21 protein-coding genes are annotated in these 20,254 nt (G+C 60.8%); 8 read left to right on the top strand and 13 right to left on the bottom strand.

Annotated features, from left to right (window positions below):
- Positions 1-38 precede the first annotated feature (38 nt).
- The 8 genes from AKL25_RS16320 to AKL25_RS16285 all read right to left on the bottom strand — a co-directional run bounded on the left by AKL25_RS16320 (position 39) and on the right by AKL25_RS16285 (position 7,821).
- Positions 39-1,217 carry an MFS transporter gene (locus AKL25_RS16320; RefSeq protein ID WP_167541896.1) on the bottom strand — a complete coding sequence of 393 codons (1,179 nt, stop codon included), beginning with the start codon at positions 1,215-1,217 and terminating at the stop codon, positions 39-41.
- 20 nt (positions 1,218-1,237) lie between these two features.
- The gene (locus AKL25_RS24685) at positions 1,238-1,765 is read right to left on the bottom strand and encodes a hypothetical protein (protein WP_240475765.1); all 528 of its coding nucleotides are present in this window, start codon (positions 1,763-1,765) and stop codon (positions 1,238-1,240) included.
- Complete coding sequence (locus AKL25_RS16310; protein ID WP_050478752.1) at positions 1,722-2,510, bottom strand: phosphodiesterase; 789 nt, start codon at positions 2,508-2,510, stop codon at positions 1,722-1,724. The genes AKL25_RS24685 and AKL25_RS16310 overlap by 44 nt, the downstream gene beginning before the upstream one ends.
- 32 nt (positions 2,511-2,542) lie before the next feature.
- Positions 2,543-3,421: a carbohydrate ABC transporter permease gene (locus tag AKL25_RS16305; protein ID WP_240475764.1), complete on the bottom strand. Its 879-nt coding sequence runs from the start codon at positions 3,419-3,421 to the stop codon at positions 2,543-2,545.
- A gap of 10 nt (positions 3,422-3,431) precedes the next feature.
- On the bottom strand, positions 3,432-4,343 hold the full coding sequence (locus AKL25_RS16300; protein ID WP_050478751.1) for a carbohydrate ABC transporter permease: 912 nt from the start codon (positions 4,341-4,343) through the stop codon (positions 3,432-3,434).
- A gap of 143 nt (positions 4,344-4,486) precedes the next feature.
- Positions 4,487-5,761, bottom strand: coding sequence for an ABC transporter substrate-binding protein (locus AKL25_RS16295; RefSeq protein WP_050478750.1), 1,275 nt, complete (start codon positions 5,759-5,761; stop codon positions 4,487-4,489).
- Positions 5,762-5,824: 63 nt separating this feature from the next.
- The gene (locus AKL25_RS16290) at positions 5,825-6,946 is read right to left on the bottom strand and encodes an ABC transporter ATP-binding protein (RefSeq protein ID WP_338034497.1); all 1,122 of its coding nucleotides are present in this window, start codon (positions 6,944-6,946) and stop codon (positions 5,825-5,827) included.
- A 2-nt stretch (positions 6,947-6,948) separates the two neighbouring features.
- On the bottom strand, positions 6,949-7,821 hold the full coding sequence (locus AKL25_RS16285) for a DeoR/GlpR family DNA-binding transcription regulator (RefSeq protein WP_050478748.1): 873 nt from the start codon (positions 7,819-7,821) through the stop codon (positions 6,949-6,951).
- Positions 7,822-8,030: 209 nt separating this feature from the next.
- On the opposite strand from AKL25_RS16285, the gene AKL25_RS16280 reads away from it, so the two are divergent.
- The 7 genes from AKL25_RS16280 to AKL25_RS16250 all read left to right on the top strand — a co-directional run bounded on the left by AKL25_RS16280 (position 8,031) and on the right by AKL25_RS16250 (position 13,589).
- Positions 8,031-9,230, top strand: coding sequence for a porin (locus AKL25_RS16280; protein ID WP_050478747.1), 1,200 nt, complete (start codon positions 8,031-8,033; stop codon positions 9,228-9,230).
- Between the two features lie 28 nt (positions 9,231-9,258).
- Positions 9,259-10,173 (top strand): glycerophosphodiester phosphodiesterase family protein, encoded by a 915-nt coding sequence (locus AKL25_RS16275; RefSeq protein WP_050478746.1) that lies wholly within the window; start codon positions 9,259-9,261, stop codon positions 10,171-10,173.
- A 301-nt stretch (positions 10,174-10,474) separates the two neighbouring features.
- Complete coding sequence (yddG, locus tag AKL25_RS16270; protein WP_050478745.1) at positions 10,475-11,398, top strand: aromatic amino acid DMT transporter YddG; 924 nt, start codon at positions 10,475-10,477, stop codon at positions 11,396-11,398.
- Between the two features lie 39 nt (positions 11,399-11,437).
- Entirely contained in the window at positions 11,438-12,016 is a 579-nt protein-coding gene (locus AKL25_RS16265; protein ID WP_050478744.1) for an HD domain-containing protein, read from the top strand.
- 108 nt (positions 12,017-12,124) lie between these two features.
- Entirely contained in the window at positions 12,125-12,709 is a 585-nt protein-coding gene (locus AKL25_RS16260; RefSeq protein ID WP_050478743.1) for a TetR/AcrR family transcriptional regulator, read from the top strand.
- A 134-nt stretch (positions 12,710-12,843) separates the two neighbouring features.
- Positions 12,844-13,332: a hypothetical protein gene (locus AKL25_RS16255; protein WP_050478742.1), complete on the top strand. Its 489-nt coding sequence runs from the start codon at positions 12,844-12,846 to the stop codon at positions 13,330-13,332.
- Between the two features lie 44 nt (positions 13,333-13,376).
- Positions 13,377-13,589, top strand: a complete 213-nt coding sequence (locus AKL25_RS16250) for a hypothetical protein (RefSeq protein ID WP_050478741.1) — start codon at positions 13,377-13,379, stop codon at positions 13,587-13,589.
- Positions 13,590-13,680: 91 nt separating this feature from the next.
- Here the strand turns inward: AKL25_RS16250 and tcuC are convergent, their stop codons facing one another.
- Both tcuC and AKL25_RS16240 read right to left on the bottom strand, forming a co-directional pair.
- Positions 13,681-14,970, bottom strand: coding sequence for an MFS transporter (gene tcuC / locus AKL25_RS16245; protein WP_050478740.1), 1,290 nt, complete (start codon positions 14,968-14,970; stop codon positions 13,681-13,683).
- 161 nt (positions 14,971-15,131) lie between these two features.
- A complete protein-coding gene (locus tag AKL25_RS16240; protein WP_050478849.1) occupies positions 15,132-15,914 on the bottom strand; it encodes a substrate-binding domain-containing protein in 783 nt (260 codons plus the stop codon).
- A 256-nt stretch (positions 15,915-16,170) separates the two neighbouring features.
- Between AKL25_RS16240 and AKL25_RS16235 the strand changes: the two genes are divergently transcribed.
- Complete coding sequence (locus tag AKL25_RS16235) at positions 16,171-17,082, top strand: LysR family transcriptional regulator (RefSeq protein WP_050478739.1); 912 nt, start codon at positions 16,171-16,173, stop codon at positions 17,080-17,082.
- Positions 17,083-17,179: 97 nt separating this feature from the next.
- On the opposite strand, the gene AKL25_RS16230 is transcribed toward AKL25_RS16235, so the two are convergent.
- Genes AKL25_RS16230 through AKL25_RS16220 form a run of 3 tightly spaced genes read right to left on the bottom strand, consistent with a single transcriptional unit; the run spans position 17,180 to position 20,246 of the window.
- Complete coding sequence (locus tag AKL25_RS16230; RefSeq protein ID WP_050478848.1) at positions 17,180-18,190, bottom strand: SIS domain-containing protein; 1,011 nt, start codon at positions 18,188-18,190, stop codon at positions 17,180-17,182.
- Complete coding sequence (gene nagA, locus AKL25_RS16225; protein ID WP_050478738.1) at positions 18,183-19,322, bottom strand: N-acetylglucosamine-6-phosphate deacetylase; 1,140 nt, start codon at positions 19,320-19,322, stop codon at positions 18,183-18,185. Before nagA ends, AKL25_RS16230 begins: the two co-directional genes overlap by 8 nt.
- 12 nt (positions 19,323-19,334) lie before the next feature.
- Complete coding sequence (locus AKL25_RS16220; protein WP_050478737.1) at positions 19,335-20,246, bottom strand: glucosamine kinase nucleotide-binding domain-containing protein; 912 nt, start codon at positions 20,244-20,246, stop codon at positions 19,335-19,337.
- Positions 20,247-20,254: the final 8 nt, after the last annotated feature.

Genomic DNA, 20,254 nt, shown 5'->3' with positions numbered 1-20,254 from the left:
TTGAAAAAATGGGAGCGCATACTGCGCTCCTTTTTCAGTCATGTCGACGGTTGGAACCTTCTTGACATTCGTACATGGCAGCCCAGCAGGAAAACAAGCAGGCACAACGAAGTGAACGTCATCGTCGCCGAGATGAATACTTCAGTACCCGGTATGCGGCCGGCAAGCGCAACCGCGAGGCCGCCGACTATGGGCTGGATGAATCCGAACAGCGCGGAAGCCTTGACTCGTTCCGATGGCGTCGCATCGATGGCATCTGCCGAGCAGGGAATGATGATGAAACCGAATGCAGCTTGGACGAGGATCAAGCCGGCTATTGCATAGGGCGTACCAAAGTATGTTCCTGCGAGCATGCAGGACAATCCCGCAAAGACCACCATGATGCCGATTCCGATCAGGTTGCGGCTGGAACGACGCGGTGCGAGGCAGCCGCTCAGAAACATCCCGGCTGCAACCAATCCACTGGCGCAGGACAGCGTCAATCCGGCGGAAACCGGATCGAACCCTGTCGTGTCCGAAAGAAAAAACGGTAACCTCGCTGCAGCCGGCGCAAAGCTGACCTGAAAGGATGCCGCGCTCAACGTCGGCATGAAGAATGCCGGCGTCATCATGATGTTTCGCCAATTCGACGCTTGTGCAACTTTGGCCGTCGTGTCCGTGCGCTGACCGCGTTGTGCCAGGCTGAGCCAGAGGCCGATCATCAGCACCGGGAGCACCAGCATCACCAATGCCCATCGCCATCCGAATGTTGCGGCAACAATGCCGACCAGCGCCGGCATCGCAATCTGCTTGACTTCAACGATACCGCTGGCCCACGCAAGAATCCGTTTGAACCCTTGATCGGAATTTGCCTCACGCAAGGCCACACGAGTGGCGTTGGCGCCGATGCCGTTGACGGCGAACATCGCAAGAAAAGCCATGGAAAACAGGACTGCATCGTTTGCAGCGCAAAGCGTCAGGCCGGCGATGCCCAAAAGAATGCAGGAGAGGGCTGCCGGGCGATATACGCCAAGCATCGCAATGATCGGGACAGACGCCAGCTGTGACAAGGAGAAAGCGATGTAACAGACGCCAAGAAGAAGTTGAAACTGTTGCGTAGAAAGCTGGTTGCTGTTTGCCATGGCCGGCAACAAGGGCGCAAGTGCATCGAAAAAAAGGGCGACCACAACAAAGCGTCCGATGGCCGCCCAAGTGAGACTGGTCAGACTGATTTTCACGTTGCCTGATGACCGGGAGCTCAGGCAGCCACGCCCATTGGCCTCAGGTTTCCTTCGCTGCGCGATTTGCTGGCGCGCAGCCATTCGCGGATCAATGTGCGATGTTGCGGATATTTTTCAGCGAGATATTCTTCACTTGCAGCCCAATCTCCGCGACCCAGCCAGCCTTGGACTTTTTGAATATCTTGATGAGGAATCGGCAATTCCATATGAAGCTCCAGTGCAGTATGTTTTTCTGGAGTTGCGTAGTCACAAAATATGTTGAAATTCTGAAGGCGAATGCCCATAAGGATCTCATTGTGTGGGGAAAGATGCTGATCACCACCTTGATCCGGCGCTGGTGGTACTAACAACATAGGAAGACCATCAAGAAGATGGAATAGCGCGAATTCGAGAAAGCAGAGAGTTTCGTGCTGTCCGCCGTCCTCACAAGAGTCAGGATCGTGGCGGTTCTCTATCAAAAAGAGCCAAGATCCCGACGTGAGTTTCGAAGGCGATATCGTTTCAGCCGTAATACGGAAACTGCTGCGACCGATCCATGAACGCATGGTAATGCACTACCACACCCGCTTCACGCAGGCTCAGCACGGCGTAGGCGGGTGGCTCCATCGAAGTCGTCGCCGGGCCGGTCAGGGCGAAGTCGAGCGCGTGCTGGTGGTTGGTGCCGGGCACGGTGGCGAACGGCGTGCCGTACCAGGTGCCGCCGGAGGGACGGTGCACGTGGCCGGAAAACATGTAGCGCACGTTGCCGTGTTTCTTGACCAGCGCGCGCAGGTCGGCTTCTTCGCGCAGGCGGATCCAGTCCATCGACGGCAGGTCGAGTTCGAAGGGCGGATGGTGCGAGAACAGATAGACCTGACGCTCGCCGGCATCGGCCAGCATGCGGTCCAGCCAGGCCAGCCGGTCGGCGCAGAGGCGGCCTTCGTGGGTGCCGGCTTCCTTGGTGTCGAGGAAGACCAGGCGCGCCGTATCGGTATCGTGTATGCCTTGGACGAAACCTCTGCCGTCCACCGGCATGTCGGGAAACACGCTGCGGAACACCGGCCGTTCATCGTGATTGCCCAGCAGCAGACGCACCGGCAGTTTCAGTTGTTTCAGGCAGTCGGCCAGGATGCGGTACGAAGCTTCGTCGCCGTCGTGGGTGAGGTCGCCGGTGATGACGCACAGGTCGGCGTCGGGATGATGTTCATTGACGTGAGCGATGCAGGTGCGAAAACGCGCTACCGAATCTTCGCCGAACAAGAGATTCCCATCCGGCACCAGGTGGATGTCGGTAATTTGTATGACTTTCATCAGGATGTGTTGTTGGTGTTGAATTAAAGGATTTATCGAATGCCGGCGCGCAGGAAGGCCTGGATGAACTGACGCTGGAATACAAGGAAGCCGATCATCAGCGGCGCAATCGCCACCAGCGTGGCGGCGCTGATGATGGAGATGTTGACGCCGCTTTCCGGCGCGCCGAACAAGGACAGGCCGACCGTCAGCGGACGCGTCATCGGCGAGTTGGTCACGATCAGCGGCCACAGGAAATTGTTCCAGTGCGTCGCCACCGACACCAGCGCGTAGGCCAGGTAGACCGGCTTGGCGGCCGGCACATACACGCGCCACAGCACGCCGAACCAGCCGCAGCCCTCGATGCGCGCCGCTTCTTCCAGCTCGCGCGGAATCTGCATGAAAGCCTGGCGCAGCAAGAAGATGCCGAAGGCGCTGGCCATGTAAGGCACGGCCATGCCCAGCGGCGTGTCGAACATGCCCAGGCGCGTCACCATGGCGTAGTTCTCGACGATCAGGATTTCCGGCAGCACGAACAATTGCAGCAGCACCAGCACGAACAGCAGGTTCTTGCCGACGAACTGGAAGCGCGCGAACGCAAAACCGGCCAGCGTGCACAGCGTGAACTGGCCGACCAGGATCAGGCTGACCAGTACGAAGGTATTGAAGAAATAGCGCAGCCACGGCGCTGACTGCCAGGCGTCCCGGAAATTCTGCAGCACCAGCGGTGCGCGCCAGTCGAACGCCAGCGCTGCGTGGGAAGTATGGAAGGCCGCCCACAGCGCGAACAGCAGCGGGGCGATCCACAGCAGCGCCAGCGCCCAGGCGCCGGCGGTGTCGACGATAGTCCAGAACCGTTCGCCGGGGGCCGACGGCGTTGCCGGCGTTGCACTGTTGGCGGCGGATGATGCGTTGATGGTGGCGGTATTCATCGACTGGTTTTTAGCGGTAATGGATGCGGCGGTCAAAGAACAGGAATTGCAGCGCGGCGATCAGGCCCAGGGCAGCGAGCACCATCACGGTCATCACGGCGGCGCCGGACTGGTCGAGATAGGCGAAGGCCATTTCCCAGATCCAGTACAGGATCAGCTTGGAGGCATTGTCGGGGCCGCCCTTGGTCAGGATGAACAGATGGTCGATCAGGCGCACCGAATTGATCAGCGCATTGATCGTCACAAACAGCGTGGTCGGCATCAGCAGCGGCAACACCACGCGGCGCGTATACGCCCAGCGCCCGGCGCCTTCGATGCGGGCGGCTTCGCGCAGGTCCGGCGGGATCGCTTGCAACGCAGCGAGATAGAAGATCATGAAGAAACCGGACTCTTTCCAGATCGTCACCGCCATCACCGACCACAAGGCGGTGCCCGGCTGGCCGAGCCAGTTGGTCGGGCCGATGCCGAACAGCGCCGTGATGTGATCGAGCAGGCCGAGGCCGGGGGTATAGAAGAACAGCCACAGGTTGGCCGCCGCAATCATCGGCAGCATGGTCGGTGTGAAGAAGGCGGTGCGCACCAGGCCGCGGCCGCCGATGCGCGCATTGGCCCACAGCGCCATGCCCAGCGCCAGCGCAATCGACACCGGGACGGTCACGCCCGCGTACAGCAGGTTGTTGCCGACCACTTGCCAGAAGGCCGGATCGGCCAGCAGGTCGCGGTAGTTGTCGATGCCGTTGAAGACACTGGGACGGCGCGCCGTGCCGCGCGAGAAGAAGCTGGCCCACAAGGTCGCCAGCATCGGGAAGAAGGCGAACAGCGTCAGCAGGATCAGCGACGGCGTCAGCAATCCCCAGCCGAACAGGTTGTGCAGGCGGCGCTCGGCGGGATTGGCCGGCGCCAGGTTTGTTGCTTGGTTCATCAGGATGTTATCCAGTGATCAGATTTTTTGCAGTCGTCCCAGCACACGCTGGGACCCAGTGTCGTGATCATCGTCGATACGACACTGGGTCCTGACTTTCATCAGGACGACAGCGATACAAAAGGTGTGCAGCGTTCCGGCGATTAACGGTAAGGCTTGAGCAAACGTTCCGCAGTCGCCTGTGCTTCATCCAATGCCTGCTTGGATGTCTTGGTGCCGGTCAGTGCAGCCTGGACAGCGTTCGACAGGGCTTCACGCACGCGGGCAGTCTGCTCGGTCGAGAACTCCGGAATCGCTACCGCCAGCTGATCGCGGGCGACCAGCGCTTGCGGGAAGGTCTTGGCGTAGTCGCGCAGGGCTGGCGTGTTGTACGACGCCGGGCTGGTGCCGACATAGCCGGTGGCGATCGACCATTGTGCAGCGCGTTCCGGCGCCGTCATCCAGCGTACGAAGGTGACCGAAGCGGCTTGCTGTGCAGGCGTTGAACCCTTGAACAGGTAGAAGTTGCCGCCGCCGACCGGCGAACCCGGTTGCTTGTTGGCCGGCAGCATGGCGACGCCGAAGTCGAACTTGGCTTCCTTCTTGACCGCAGTCAGGTTGCCGGTGGTGTGCCACATCATGGCCGTCTGGCCTTGCACGAACGCCTGGCGCAGCGTGCCCCATTCAATCGCGCCGGCCGGGCTGACCTTGTGGGTTGCCGCCAGCGAGCGCCAGAATTCCAACGCCTCGACGGCTGCCGGGGTGTTGAAGTAGACCTGTGTGCCTTCCTTGTTCATCAGCGAGACGCCGTTCTGGATCGCGAACGCCTGGAACATCCAGTACGGATAGCCGGTCGACGGCACCATCAGGCCGAACTTGTCCTTGCCGGTGAGCTTGGTGGCGGCGGCCAGCATTTCCTTCCAGGTCTTCGGCGGCGCGTCCGGGTTCAGGCCGGCGGCGCGGAACATGTCCTTGTTGTAGAACATGACGATGGTCGAACGCTGGAACGGAATGCCCCAGACGTGGCCGCCGATGGTGCCGTTGGCCATCAGGCCTGGGTAGAAACTTTGCAGCCAGGCCTTGTCTTCGGCGCTGGTGGCGACCTTGTCGAAAGGCTCGATCAGGTTCTGGTCGATCAGGTCATAGGTGTCGAGCGCACCCAGCACCGACAGTTGCGCAGGCTGGCCGCCCTTGATGGCCGACAGGGCGCGCACGCGTGTTTCGTCGTAATTGCCGGAGTAGACCGCCTTGACCTTGATGTCCGGATTGGCCTTCTGGAAGTCGTTGATCATGCCGTCGATCACATCGGTCAGCGGGCCGCCGACGGCGATCGGGTAGTACATGGTCAGGTCGGTGGCGGCGCTGGCCAGCGAGGAGGCTGTCAGGGCGCTTGCGAAGAGTGCCGCCAAGGTTGTTTTTCTGATGAGTTTGCTCAGCATCGGGGTTCCTTTGTGGGGGAGGTTCATGTTGAAAAGCACGGGGTGAATTCTGTGAAATGCCGCTTACTGCACGACGCTCAGCGCCGGCCGGAGGTGGATCTCCGGGGCGTCCGGATGCAGCGGAGACGGCATGGGCGACAAGCGGCGGCCATCATCGGCGGCGAAGACATGCGCGTCCACCGGATCCCAGCCGAGGCCGACGCGGTCGCCGAGTTTCAGCAGGCTCTTTTCGGGACTGCGCACGATGATGGCGTCGCCGCCCGGCAGGTCGAGATAGATGTAGGATTCCGCGCCCTGGAATTCGACGCCGGTCACGGTGCCGAACAGTTCGGTGGACGAGGGCGCGACGATGCGGAAATGTTCCGGACGCACGCCGATCAGCTGTTTCTGGTCGGCCGCGCCGACCGGCATGACGCTGGCGCGCAGTGCCGCAGGCAGTTTTCCGGCATCCATCAGCATCATCGGCGGGCTGCCGATGAATGCGGCGGAGAAAGCGCTCGACGGCGTTTCATACAGCTCGGCAGGCGTACCGCTTTGCACGATGCTGCCGGCATTCATCAGCACGATCTTGTCGGCCATGCCCATGGCTTCGGTCTGGTCGTGGGTGACGTAGACGACCGTCATGTTCAGGCGTTGCTGCAAGGCGCGGATTTCATGGCGGACCGAGTGGCGCAGCTTGGCGTCGAGGTTGGACAAGGGCTCGTCCATCAGGCAGATCGAATGGCCTGCCACGACCGCGCGCGCCAGCGCCACGCGCTGACGCTGGCCGCCGGAAAGTTGCGCCGGCTTGCGTTGTTCCAGTCCCTGCAGATTGGTCAGCGCCAATGCGTCCTGCAAACGCTGGCGGCGTTCTGCCGCATGCACGCCGCGCACCTGCATGCCGAAGCAGATGTTTTCCGCCACGCTCAGATGCGGAAACAGCGCATACGACTGGAACACCATCGACAGCCCGCGCGCCGAGGGCGTGGCAGTCGTGACGTCCTTGCCGTCGATCTCCACGCGGCCGCTGTCGGGCGTTTCCAGTCCGGCCAGCAGGCGCAGCAAGGTCGATTTGCCGCAGCCGGAAGGGCCGAGCAGGGCGACCAGCTGGCCGCGCCCGAATTCAAGGTCGAGCGACTTGATGACCTGGTGCGCTCCCCAGGATTTGCTGATGCCGGAGAGGCGGATGGCGATGTCGTTTTGCATATTCATTTTCCTGCTGCGATGGCGGCTGTTTCGTGTTCTTCGTCTGCGCCGGCGTCGGCTTGCGAAGTCACCACCACGCGCGTATTCCCTGCCAGCATGGCGGCCAGCGTCGGGTTCAGCGGGCTGTCGGTGACCAGGATGTCGGGGTCGGAAAGATGACCGCCGCGCACCGGCGCCTGACGGCCGAACTTGGAGTTGTCGGTGACCAGGATCTGGGTGCGGCAGCTCTCGCGCAAGGCCTGGCGCGAGCTCGATTCCATGCGATCGAAGTCGAGCAGCGTGCCGTCGGTGTCGACGCCGCCGACGCCGTAAATGCCGAAGTCCGCGCGGAAGTTGCGGAACAGTTTGTCGGCATCGTTGCCGAGGATTTCCGGATTGGGAAAACGCAGGGTGCCGCCCGGCACGATGACCTGGTTGTTCTGGTTGGTCGACAGCGCCAGCGCCGCGCGCAGGTTGTTGGTGATGACGGTGAGGTGATCATGCTTGGCCAATGCCAGCGCAACTTGTTCGGGCGTGGTGCCGATGCCGATCAGCACGCTGCACGCGTTGGGAATCAGTCTGGCGACCGCGGCGCCGATCTCCGCTTTCTGTTCGAGATTGTTGATGCGGCGCATGTCGTAGGGCTGGTTGCGCGCCGACAGGATCAGCTCGGCGCCGCCATGCCGCCGGCGCAGGATGTCGGCGTCGCACAGGGCGTTGATATCGCGGCGTATGGTCTGCGTCGTGACGGCGAAATGCTCGGCCAGGGCCTCCATGGTCATGAAGCCGTGCTGGCGGAACAACGCAATGATTTCGTTGTGCCGCAATGAAGCAGGCTTGAGGACGGGCTTGCCTTCCGGTTTGTTGGTGAGATTGCTTGCAGGATTCGCCGACATGTTCACTTATCCATTCTCTCGTTCATTTGAAAACGTGATGAATGTTATCGGGCGATTGTTACCGGACCGTGACGTTATTAATGTTCATGTGAACATTATTTGTCTTTCAAATAATCATGACGTCATGGCGATGTCATATATCGAGGGCATAGTTCGCAGCGTTTCACCACTGCTCGCAATTCCCTTTTCAACTTTCCTGAAAACCATTCATGAAAAAATATGCTCTCGCCATTTCGCTCTCCGCCGCCGGCATGTCCGTTTTCGGAGGCGCATACGCGCAAACCAACGTCGCCTCATCGGGCGTCACCATCTACGGGATCATCAATCCCAGCCTGACCTATACCGACAAGGTCGCCAACGTTACGCCAGGCAATCCGACCGGCACCGGTTCGCGTCTAAGCATGGACACTGCCGTTGCGCAAGGTTCGCGCATCGGCTTCAAGGGCGTGGAAGACCTGGGCGATGGATTGAAAGCGCTGTTCACGCTGGAGAACGGTTTCAACGCCGACACCGGCCAGCTGGCGCAGGGCGGCCTGTTCTTCGGCCGCACCGCGATCATCGGCCTGTCGGGCAAGGGCGGTACTGTGTATCTCGGCCGCCAGAAGGATTACATCGATGATCTGGCGCCGTACAACGGCGCGCTCGATTTCGGCAGCCTGGTCAACAACATCCACGCGCTGAACCTGGATCGCACGCAAGGATCGCGCGTCAACAACTCGGTGCGCTACAACTCGCCGGTGATGGGCGGCGTGACGCTGAGCGCGCTGTACGGTTTCGGCGAACAGGCCGGGTCGACCGGCGCTGGCCAGTCCTTCGGCGTGGGCGGCAGCTACAACAACGGTCCGCTGTCGTTCGGCGCGGCGTATTTCCAGAACAAGCTGACGGCCAACAATACCTTTACCGGTTCCAGCGACTCCGGCATTGCCCCGGGTGCCACCACCGGCAGCATTGCCAGCACCTCGCTGAAGACTTTCCTGGTCGGCGGTTCCTACAAACTGGGCGACGTGCGCATGTACGGTTCGTACTCGCAGGTCAAGCAACCGCTGGCGGTTGCCGCCGGTACGGCAATGACCGGTTTCACCGGCACCGCCGGCGCGGCCTTTACCTTCGGCGGCGTCAACAACAGCAAGGTCGACCTCATCGACTTCGGCGTCAACTACAACGTCACGCCGAGCACGCAACTGCTCGCCAACTTTGTCGGCACCCGTTCCAAATTCGTCGGCGCCAAGGACGGCAAGGCTTCGCAGGTGTCGCTGGGCGTGGACTATTTCCTGTCCAAGCGTACCGATGTGTATCTGTTCTACGCCAACATCCGTTCGTCGGACATGTTCAATCCGGGCTTGTACGTCGCACCGGGCGGCAGCAATACACAGAACGTCCTGACCGCCGGTATCCGTCATAAATTCTGATCGGCGTATTCCCTGCAAGGAGAAACAGATGAACATAGTTAAGAACGGCTTGCGGCTGGCCGTCTGCGCCGCGCTCCTGAGCGTGTCGCTGGCGGCCGGCGCCGACCCGTTGATCGCCGCGCACCGCGGCGGCACCGGCGACGGTCCGGAAAACACCATCCCGACGCTGCAGAATTCGCTCAGGCACGGCGCGGATATCCTGTGGATGACGGTGCAGGTATCCAGCGACGGCGTGCCGGTGCTGTATCGTCCGGCCGATGTCTCGGCGCTGACCGATGGCAAAGGAGTGGTCAACACCTTGACGGCGGCGCAACTGACTGCGCTCAATGCCGGCTACATGTACAGCGTGACGGATGGTTCCGGTAACAAAAGCTATCCCTATCGCCGGCAGCCGGTGCAAATACCGACCTTGCGCGACGCACTGCGCGCCGTGCCGGCATCGGTGCCGATCATGATCGACATGAAGCAGTTGCCTGCCGACGTGCTGGTCAATGCAGTCGCCAAAGTCATCGAGGAAGAAAACGCGTGGCAACGCGTGCGTTTCTATTCCACCGATGCCGACGTGATTGCCTTGATGGCAAAGCAGCCGAAGGCGCAGGTATTCGAATCGCGCGACGCCACGCGCGATCGCCTGGCGCGCATTGCGCTCAATGGCGGCGCCTGCGATGCGGCGCCGGCGGCGGGTACGTGGTCGGGCATCGAGCTGGAGCGCAAAGTCAGCGTGGTCGAAAAATTCACGCTGGGCGAGGGCGTCTCGGAAGTGGTGGCGCACTGGTGGACCCCGGCGGCGATGAAATGCTTCAAGAGCCATCCCGGCACCAGGGTCATGGTGTTCGGCGTCGATTCGGCGGCGGCGTATCGCAGCGCGCAGCAGCTGGGTGTGGATGTGGTGATGACGGATTCGCCGTTGAAGATGAAGACATTGCGCGAATCAGGCAGGTAATGCAACCGGCAGACTTGTGCACGGAGAAAGCCCGCTCGCGCGGGCTTTTTCTTTGGTCTGGATTCCAGCGTGAAAATGATAAGATAGCGGCGCTCGGGACCTTGGCAATAAGGCCGCATCTGCCGGCGCATTGACAGGACTGATTGCAGCCTCTGAATCGTTGCTTGCAACCTTAATACTCTCCATCGGTAAACCAGATTTTTCCGCTTGCCGCCAGTGAAGCGCATGAGCTGTCTTATAAGAGACGAGCGCTGAGCGCATCCTGTCCCCGCAACCTGCAACCATAACTTGAACCTTATAAATGAATAGCAAGAAGGCCACGCTGATCGGACTTACTGCAGTGGTCCTCTGGAGTTCCATTGTCGGATTGATTCGCGGCGTCAGCGAACATCTCGGCGCTACCGGGGGCGCGGCGATGATGTATAGCGTTGCCTCGCTGTTTCTGCTGTTGTCGGTCGGTTTCCCGAAACTGGGTTCCTTTCCGAAAAAATACCTCTTGTGGGGCAGCCTGCTGTTTGTGTCCTACGAACTCTGCCTGTCGCTCTCCATCGGTTATGCCAATACAGGCAGGCAAGCAATCGAAGTCAGCATGGTCAACTATCTGTGGCCGGCATTCACGCTCATCGCCGCCATTGCATTCAACCGGCAGAGAGCGAACTGGATGGTGGTGCCCGGATTCATCCTCTCGATTATCGGTATCTGCTGGGTGCTGGGCGGTGACCAGGGGCTGGACCTGGCGGGCATGCTTGGCAACGTGCAGGACAATCCGCTCAGTTATGGGCTGGCTTTTTTGGGCGCCGTGATCTGGGCCGCCTATTGCACTGTGACGGCCCGCCTCGCGAAGGGGAAGAACGGAGTGACGCTGTTCTTCATTCTTGTGGCATTGACGCTCTGGGTGAAGTTTTTCTTCGGCGATCACCGCCCGATGTCTTTCAGCCTGCCGGCAATTGTCTACCTGCTCCTGGCGGCGGCCGCGATGGGCTTCGGCTATGCGGCATGGAATGTCGGGATCTTGCACGGTAACGTGACCGTGCTGGCGGGCGTGTCGTACTTTATCCCGGTTTTTTCGGCGGCGTTGTCCGCGATGGTGTTGCATGCGCCGTTGCCGCGATCGTTTTGGGTGGGGGCGTCGCTGGTATGCGCCGGTTCGATACTGTGCTGGCTGGCAACCAGGGCCAGGCGCGCTTCGGCCGCGCAAGAAGATGCGGTGGCGGACTGTTTGTAGGCGCTCAGCCGTGAACTTGTTATTGGAGGTGCGAAAGCGATGGAATTAGCGAAACTGGAAAAGCAACTGAGTTTTCTGAGAGAAATCGACAGGCTCAAGAGCGTTGTACGGCAATCGCCGCTGCTCGACAAAAGCCGGAAAGAAAACTCCGCCGAGCATTCCTGGCATCTGGCCATGTATGCCTTGCTGCTGAGCGAATATGCCTGCGGACCCGTGAATGCACATCGCGTGATGCAGATGCTGCTGCTGCATGACATCGTCGAGATCGATGTCGGCGATTTTCCTATCCATGGCGGATCGTCGAAGGAAGTGCATGCGGAACAAGAGGCGAGGGCGGCGGTGCGGCTGTTTGGCCTGTTGCCCCAGCCTCAGGGCGATGAACTGCTGGCGTTGTGGCAGGAGTTTGAATGCGGAGAAACGGAGGACGCGAAGTTCGCCAAGGCGCTGGACCGCTTTCAGCCTCTCCTCATCAACATACATACCGGCGGCGGCACCTGGACGGAGAACGGTGTGTCAATGGAGCAGGTCTTTTCCCGCTACGGCCCCGTGATCCAACGAGGCGCGCCGCTGCTGTGGAGTGCGTGTGAGCAATGGGTCACGCAGCATTTCGCGCAGTGATGTGGATCGGCGACGCTGCATGCCCTTCATCTGTTGAGCGTACGTGTGTTGCCGGACAGGAAATAAATATCGCTTGACTGGCTACCTACTAAAAGGTAGGCTAAGTCCATGGTCGACTCATCCAACACATCCGACAGCATCTTGCGGTGCGCGCAAACGCTGATCATCGCCGGCGGCTACAACGGTTTCAGCTACGCCGACATAGCGAAGGTCATCGGGATCCGCAACGCCAGCATTCATCACCATTTTCCCAGCAAAGCCATGCTGGTCCGCACGCTGGTGGCGCGCTATCGCGAGGAGATGCAGGACGGCGTCGCCAGGCTGGAGCAGCATGTTGCCGATCCGCTTGAGCAGCTTCGCGCTTATGCCAAATTCTGGGAGGGCTGCATCGCCGACGCATCTTCTTCATTCTGCGTGTGCGCCTTGCTGGCGAGTGAGATGCCGATTCTTCCCGAAGAGATCGCGCTGGAAGTCAGGGCGCATTTTCGCGCGCTATCGGCCTGGCTGGCGGCGGTTTTCGCTCGCGGTGAAGAACAGGGCCGGCTTTCGCTGACCGAGCCGGCCGCGATGGAAGCTGAAATATTCATGGCGGCGGTTCACGGCGCCATGCTCTCCGCACGCGCGTACGGCGACGCCAGGATGTTCGGGGCCATAGTCAATCCGGTTCTGGCGCGGATCGCTCGTCAAGGATAAGGGCGGGATAGTTGCGACAAAGCTCGCCTATTTTACCTACCGATTAGTAGGTAGCTTATTGTGTAAATCGTTCGTCCGCAATCAGGGACGGTGTTTTCTTTGAATGTTTCATTTTTTGATAAAAGGATGGCTCCATGTTTGGAATTTCTCCCCTCGGTTGGGTTCATACGCTAGGCAGCTTGCCGGCTATTCCAGCGGCTGTGTATATGTTTGTGCGCTACGGACGGATCGTGCCGCGCTCGACCGCCGGCAGCGTCTATCTGGTGTCGATGCTGATCGGCGCCGTCAGTGTGTTTCTCGTGGCGCACCAGCCGGTCAGCTACGGCATCGCAGTGGCGACCTTGTTCTTTCTTCTTGTGGGTTATGGCGTCGGAAGGTTTTTGAAGACCGGGAGTGCGGCCAGCTATGTGGAAACAGTCTTCCTCACGATGACCGCGTTTTTGCTGATGGTGCCGACCGTCTCCGAAACCCTGCGCCGCGTGCCGGATGGCCATCCGTTCGTCACCGATCTGAAATCGCCGCTGCTGCTCGGATTTCAGGGAGGGCTTGTCGTCATGCTGATTGTCGGACTGAGCATCCAGATCCTGTATTTGCGCAGGAAGGGCAAAGCCGCAATCGTTTAAAACGCATTTCCAGTTTCGCGTAAGGATTTTCCAGGAGAGACAGTATGGCGCGCAATCCGGTAACACCTGTTCGTCCCGTCGACGCCGTTGTCAGTGCACGGCCGGTGGATAGCGGTTCGACCTACTATCGCCATCTGGAGCTGTGGCGCATCACTTCCGAAGTCAATGCCGCCGCCCGGCGGGCGAAAGAACCGCGCGCCCGCGATGCCGATTTCCTCCGTGCCTTGTCCGATGCGGGATTTCCGGACCTGAAATAACAGCAGCAGACGTAAAAAAAGCGGGAAGGGCTTGCGCCGCTTCCCGCTTTTTCATGTGCGTTTCAATCAGGCCGCAACCAGGCCGCAATAACTAGGCCGCAACGGCAACCGGCGCTGCTTTCTTGCGATACAGGATCAGCGTAGCGATCAGGCCGCAGACGGCGGCGAAGCTCATCCACAGGCCAGGCGCTGCCTTGTCGTGCGTCAGTTCGATCAGGCCGGTGGCGATCGCCGGCGTGAAGCCGCCGAAGATCGCTGTCGCCAGGCTGTACGCCAGCGAGAAACCGGCGGTGCGGACGTCAACCGGCATCACTTCCGTCAGCGCCACCACCATTGCGCCGTTGTAGCTGGCGTAGAGGAAGGACAGCCACAGTTCCACGACCAGCATCTTGCCGAAGGTGGCGTCGCCGACCAGCCAGGTCATGGCCGGATACGCGGTCAGGATGGTCAGCACGGTGAACACCAGCAGCAGCGGACGGCGGCCGATACGGTCAGACAAGGCGCCCATCACCGGCAGCCAGATGAAGTTGGAAATGCCGACGCAGAAGGTGACGATCAGCGCGCTTTCGGTGCTCAGCTTGAGCACGTTCTTGCCGAAGGTCGGGGTGTAGACCGTGATCAGGTAGAACGAGACCGTGGTCATCGACACCAGCATCATGCCGGCGACGACCAGTTTCCAGTTTTCCAGCATCGAACGGAAGATTTCGCTCAGGTTCGGCTTGCGTTTGCGCGCCAGAAACTCGTCAGTCTCTTGCAGCGAGCGACGGATGACGAACAGCACCGGCACGATCAGGCAGCCGATGAAGAACGGCACGCGCCAGCCCCAGTCGCCGACCTGGTCCTTGGTCAGCCACATGTTCAGGCCGTAGCCGATCGCGGCTGCAACGATGATGGCGACTTGCTGGCTGGCGGACTGCCAGCTCACATAGAAACCCTTGCGGCCCGGCGTCGCCATTTCAGCCAGATAAACCGATACGCCGCCCAGCTCGACGCCTGCCGAGAAGCCTTGCAGCAGACGGCCGATCAACACCAGCGCCGGCGCCAGCAGGCCGATGGATGCATAGCCGGGAACGAAAGCGATGAGCATGGTGCCGACGGCCATCAGCGCCAGCGTCACGATCAGGCCCTGGCGGCGGCCGACGCGGTCGACATAAGCGCCGAGGATGATGGCGCCCAGCGGACGCATCAGGAAGCCTGCGCCGAAGGTCATGAAGGTCAGCATCAGCGAAGCGAATTCGTCGCCGGCCGGGAAAAAGGCCTTCGAGATATAGCTGGCGTAAAAACCGAAGAGGAAAAAGTCGAACATTTCCATGAAATTGCCACTGGTGACGCGCAGCACAGTGACGAACTTTGAGGACGATGCAGATGTTTGAGATGTCATGATTTGTCTCTCTCTACCCGAGGTGATCAGGTTATGTGTTTTCTGAACAATACGTGCGACGCGGATTTTTTGTTATTGAGCGTTGGCGGAGCGCAGTCTATCCCAACCTAAGCAAGCATAGCTTTCTAACAGCTTTCATGTTGCGTTTATTTTGCACATTGCTATTTGGATAAGGCAGGCAAGGCGTCCAGACCACTTCTATTGACCTCGGGCGCCGCTTCGGGCGAACTCAGGAAGCGGATCAGCTGCCGCGCTTCGTCGGGATGTCGGGCGCCTGTGGGGATGCCTGCGGCAAACAAGGTGACGCTCTGCAGCGACTCCGGAATTTTGCCGGCAAAGTCGGCGCCCGTTACCGGGAGCAGCTCACTGACTTGCTGGAAGCCAAGCTCATAGTCGCCGTTGGCGACCACACTGGCGACGGGAATCTTGGGGATCATCTTCGCCTTGCCCTTGACTTGTTCCTCGATGCCGAGTTTTTTGAACAGTTCACGCTCTATATAAACACCGCTGGCGCTGTCCGAATAGGCGATAGATTTGGCATGAAGCAAGGCTTGTTTCAAGGCATCCGGGGTGCTGATATCCGGCTTGGCGCTGCCGCTGCGCACGACCATGCCGATGCGCGAATCAGCCAGCGCGGTTCGGCTGGTTGGGATCACCTTGCCTTGTTTGATCAGGTCGTCGAGCGCATAGCCAACCATGATTACGACGTCGGCTGGTTCGCCGCGTTGCAGGCGATTGGGAATGGCTTCTGGCGCCGCGCCCATGGAAGGGCCCCAGGCAGTCGACAATGTATTGCCGGTGGCTTGCTCGAACTTGGGCGCCAGCGCTTTATATGCTGCGGTAAAGCCGCCGGAATTCATGACCTTCAGTTCTGCAGTCCAGCCATTTGCTGACAAAGTGCTGACGATAATTGTCAGGCAGGAAATGATAAATGTACGACGCATGATCAGCATGAGCTTCTCTATCCCGGTTGAAGTGTTGTCTCTGGTCGTTATTGTTTTTTGAGCAGCCTGCAGTGCAGTGCAGCGCCGTGCCAGTGAATAGTGTTGAGTATTCCCGATCTTTCCCGACTTTTCACGTCGGAGCAGGAATCAAGAGCGCGATTCTTGCAAATAGAATTGATAAAGTAAAATGCATAATTTAGTAAGATTGATTCGTTAAAGGCATCAATAAGATTGTATTTTTTATTCAAGGTCACGCATGAAACAACTCCGCTTCGACATCGCCGATTTGCAAGCCATGGTGGCAGTGGTGGACCGTGGAGGTTTTCGCGCTGCTGCGAGCGCCATCAATTTATCGCAGCCGGCCTTGTCACGCCGCATCGACAAGCTGGAAGAAGCGCTTAATGTCAGGCTGTTCGAACGCACCACACGCCGCGTCGCGTTGACGGTCGTGGGGCGTGAGTTTTATGCCAAGGCGCAGGAAATTCTCGCCAATGTTGAAAGCTCCTTATTGAGCATCAGCGACATTGCCGCCAGTTCCGGCGGCGAAGTGACCATTGCTTGCGTGCCGTCGGTGGCATATCACTATTTGCCGCCGGTGATCCGGCAGTTCAATGCGATCTATCCGAACATTCGCATCAAAGTGATTGATGAAGGGGCCAACGAAGTGCTTAACGGTGTTTTGCGCGGTGAAGCCGATTTCGGGATCAACTTCATCGGCGCACAACAGGCTGATATCGATTTTGAAAAAATCATGAGCGAGCGTTTTGTGCTGGCTTGTCTGGATGATCATCCGCTGGCGCAACGGCGCTCCGTGAAATGGCGTGAGATCGACAAATATCCCTATGTGGCGGTGGCACGCTCCAGCGGCAATCGTCTGGTGCTGGATCAGGCGTTGGCGACGGCCGAAGTGCGTCCGAGCGCGGTCTATGAAGTGCGTCACGTCGCTACCTCGTTGGCGTGGGTCGCAGCCGGACTGGGTATCGCCGCCGTGCCGCATTTGGCCATGCCGACGCAGGACGGCTCACCTTTGATTGCCATCCCGCTGGTAGAGCCAAAGGTTGAGCGCACGCTCGGGCTGATCCGCAAGAAGGGCCGCAAGCTGTCTTCGAGCGCACAACATCTTTATGACGCGCTCAAAAATAAACCGCCCAGGCCTTTTCAGGCATAGGCGGCAAAAATACCACGGGGGAAGAACTGTTTTTATCTGCGAATTGAGTTCCTGTTCGGGCTTTGTCTGTCTCTTCGGCCTCGTTTAACTTGCTTGCTCAGCTGGTCTTGGTCACCTTGCTCAGATGGCGCGGCTTGTCCGGATCCATGCCGCGCGCTACCGCCAGTTGCGCGGCCATGACGTAGAACGCCTGGATCGCCACGATAGGATCGAGGTCCGGCGTGAGGGCGGTCGGCAAGGTCAGGTCGCGTTCGGCGATGTCTTCCGGCGCCGCCAGCAAGACCTTGGCGCCGCGCTGGCGCATTTCGGCGGCCAGCTGCAGCATGCCGGCCTGGGTCGGACCGCGCGTGGCGAACATCAGCAGCGGATAGCCTTCGTTGATCAGCGCCATCGGGCCGTGCTTGATTTCCGCGCCGCTGAACGCCTCGGCCTGGATGGCGGAGGTTTCCTTGAATTTCAAGGCCGCTTCCAGCGCCAGCGGAAAACCGATGCCGCGGCCGACGACCATGATGTTGCCGGCCGGCGCCAGCACGTCGATGGCTTTGGACCAGTCGCTGTCGGCGGCGTGCTGCAGCGAATCCGGCAGGCTTTCCAGCGAGTGCAGGAAGCCGGGGTCGTCTTGCCAGTGACCGGCGAACAAGGCGCCGGCAACCAGGCTGGCGATGAAGCTCTTGGTCGCGGCGACGCTGAGCTCGGGACCGGCGCGCAGCGGGATCGACCACTCGGCAGCCTTGGCCAGCGGCGACTCGGCGTCGTTGACCAGCGCCAGCGTGGTGGCGCCGCCGTCGCGAAAATAGCGGATCGGCTCGATCACGTCGGGGCTTTGGCCGGACTGCGAAATGGCGATGGCGAGGCGGTCGCGCGCAATCAGCGGCGCCTTGTTGAGCGTCACCAGCGACATCGGCAGCGAGGCGACGATGTGGCCCAGGCGCGCCATGGTGAGATAGGCGCAATAGCTGGCGGCATGGTCGGAACTGCCGCGCGCCACCGTGACGATGCCGGCCGGCGGCGCGGCGCGCAGCCAGCGGCCCAGTTCGGCATAGCGGGCGTGGTCTTGCGCGAGCTGGTCGGCCACATGGGTGCCGGCCGAACGCGCCTCCTTAAGCATGAGCGAGGTCAATCTTTTCTCCTTCTACGTAAACTTCTTTTAATCTGAAATGGCGATCGAACACCAGGATGTCGGCAAAACAGCCGGCTTTGAGACGGCCGCGTTCCTTGACGCCAAGGTAGTCGGCCGGATAGGTCGAAGTGCGCCGCGAGGCATCGGCAATGTCGAGACCCATGGCGATCAGATTGCGCAGCGCCTGGTCCATGGTCAGCGTGCTGCCGGCCAGCGTGCCGTCGGCCAGGCGCACGCCGCCGGCACATTTGTGCACCACCTGGCGGCCCAGCGTGTAGTCGCCGTCGGGCATGCCGGCGGCGGCGGTGGAATCGGTCACGCAATACAGGCGCGGAATCGCGCGCAAGGCGGCGCGGATGGCGCCCGGATGCACGTGCAGCATGTCGGGGATCAGCTCGGCGTATTCGGCATGCGCCAACGCGGCGCCGGCCATGCCGGGTTCGCGATGATGGAAGCCGCTCATGGCGTTGAACAGATGGGTGAAACCGGCGGCGCCGTTTTTCAATGCGGCGACGCCGTCGTCGTAGGTGCCCAGCGTATGGCCGATCTGCACCACCATGCCGCCGGTCGTCAGCGTGCGCACCAGTTCCAGATGGCCGTCGACTTCGGGCGCGATGGTGATCAGCTTGATCGGGGCAAAGCTGGCCAGCCAGTCGACCTGCTCCAGCGTGGCTTCGACGGCGAAGTCGGGTTGCGCGCCGAGCTTGCCGGGGTTGATGTAAGGGCCTTCCAGATGCACGCCGAGGATGCGCGCGCGGCCGGATTCTCGTTTGCGGCTGGCGCTGCCGATGGCCTTGAGCGCGACTTCCAGTTCTTCCAGCGGGGCGGTCATGGTGGTGGCCAGCAAACTGGTGGTGCCATGGCGCGCATGCAGGCGAGCGATGACGTCGACCGCGTCGCCGCCTTCCATGATGTCCTTGCCGCCGCCGCCGTGGACATGCAGGTCGATGAAGCCGGGCAGGATGTAGTCGCCGTTGTTGGCGTGCGGCGAACCGTCGGCCGGTTCATGGTCGAGCTGGTGGCCGTCGATGTTGCAGATCAGGTCGCCGAAGCTGATGGCGCCGTTGACCCAGCCTTGCGGCGTCAGCACATTGCCGCGGACCTGGATGATGGAGGACATGGGTTTTCTCCGTTAAGAAAGTAGCAGGCTCTTGCGCACCAGCAGCAGGGCGCCGTCGGCGGAATCGGCCAGCGCTGGCGTGATGCGCTGCTGCAGCGCCGCTGAAAAATAAGCTTGCAAAGCGCCGGCCAGGCCGCCGCACAATGCCAGCCGCAATTGCTTGTCGGGATCGAGCGTATCGGCCATCAGTTCGAGTTCTGCGGCGGCTTGCGTCAGGATGTTGCGCGCAGCGGGATCGTCGCCGGCGTGTGCAATCACCAGCCGTGCCAGCCGGGCGAAGGCTGCCTGATCGGCTTGCGACAGCCAGTCGAGCACGACATCGCGTTCTGCGCGGCCGGGCGTGTTGGTCGCGCCGTCGGTTTCGCAAAACGCCACTGTCGCCGCCGACAATGCGCCATGCGGCGCACGGCCGTCGACTACGTGCTGGACATGGTTGATGGCGCGCAGGCCCATCCATGCGCCGCTGGCGTCGTCGCCGGACGGAAAGCCCCAGCCGTCGACCACGCGTTCGCTGCCGTCTGCATAGAGCGCCACGCCGATGGTGCCGGTGCCGACCGCGATGATGGCGCCGGTCTTGCCCTGATGCGCGCCGAGCAAGGTGGTCGTGGCGTCGGTGGCCAGCTCAAGCATGCCGAACGCCGGCGCCTTCTCGCGGAAATCCGCCGCCCACTGCGCCACGTTGAATCCGGCGACGCCCACGCCGGCGGCCAGTTTGCTCAAGGGCGGCATGGCGACGCCCGCATTGGCGAAGGCTCTTTGCAGCGTCGTCAGGATCGCATCCCAGGCTGCCGCCGCGCCGTTGCGCAAGGCCGCCCCGGCGCCGACGGCTTCGCCCAGCAGGCTGCCGTCGGCCCGGACCACGCGCACCAGTGTCTTGGTGCCGCCGCCGTCCACGCCGATCAGATAGTCATACGCCTGGTCCATGCCTTGCT

Origin of the sequence: Herbaspirillum rhizosphaerae (assembly GCF_001189965.1) — a bacterium.
Taxonomy (GTDB): domain Bacteria; phylum Pseudomonadota; class Gammaproteobacteria; order Burkholderiales; family Burkholderiaceae_D; genus Herbaspirillum; species Herbaspirillum rhizosphaerae.
Note: the sequence above shows the minus strand (reverse complement) of the source record. Positions and strands in the feature narration are given on the sequence as shown.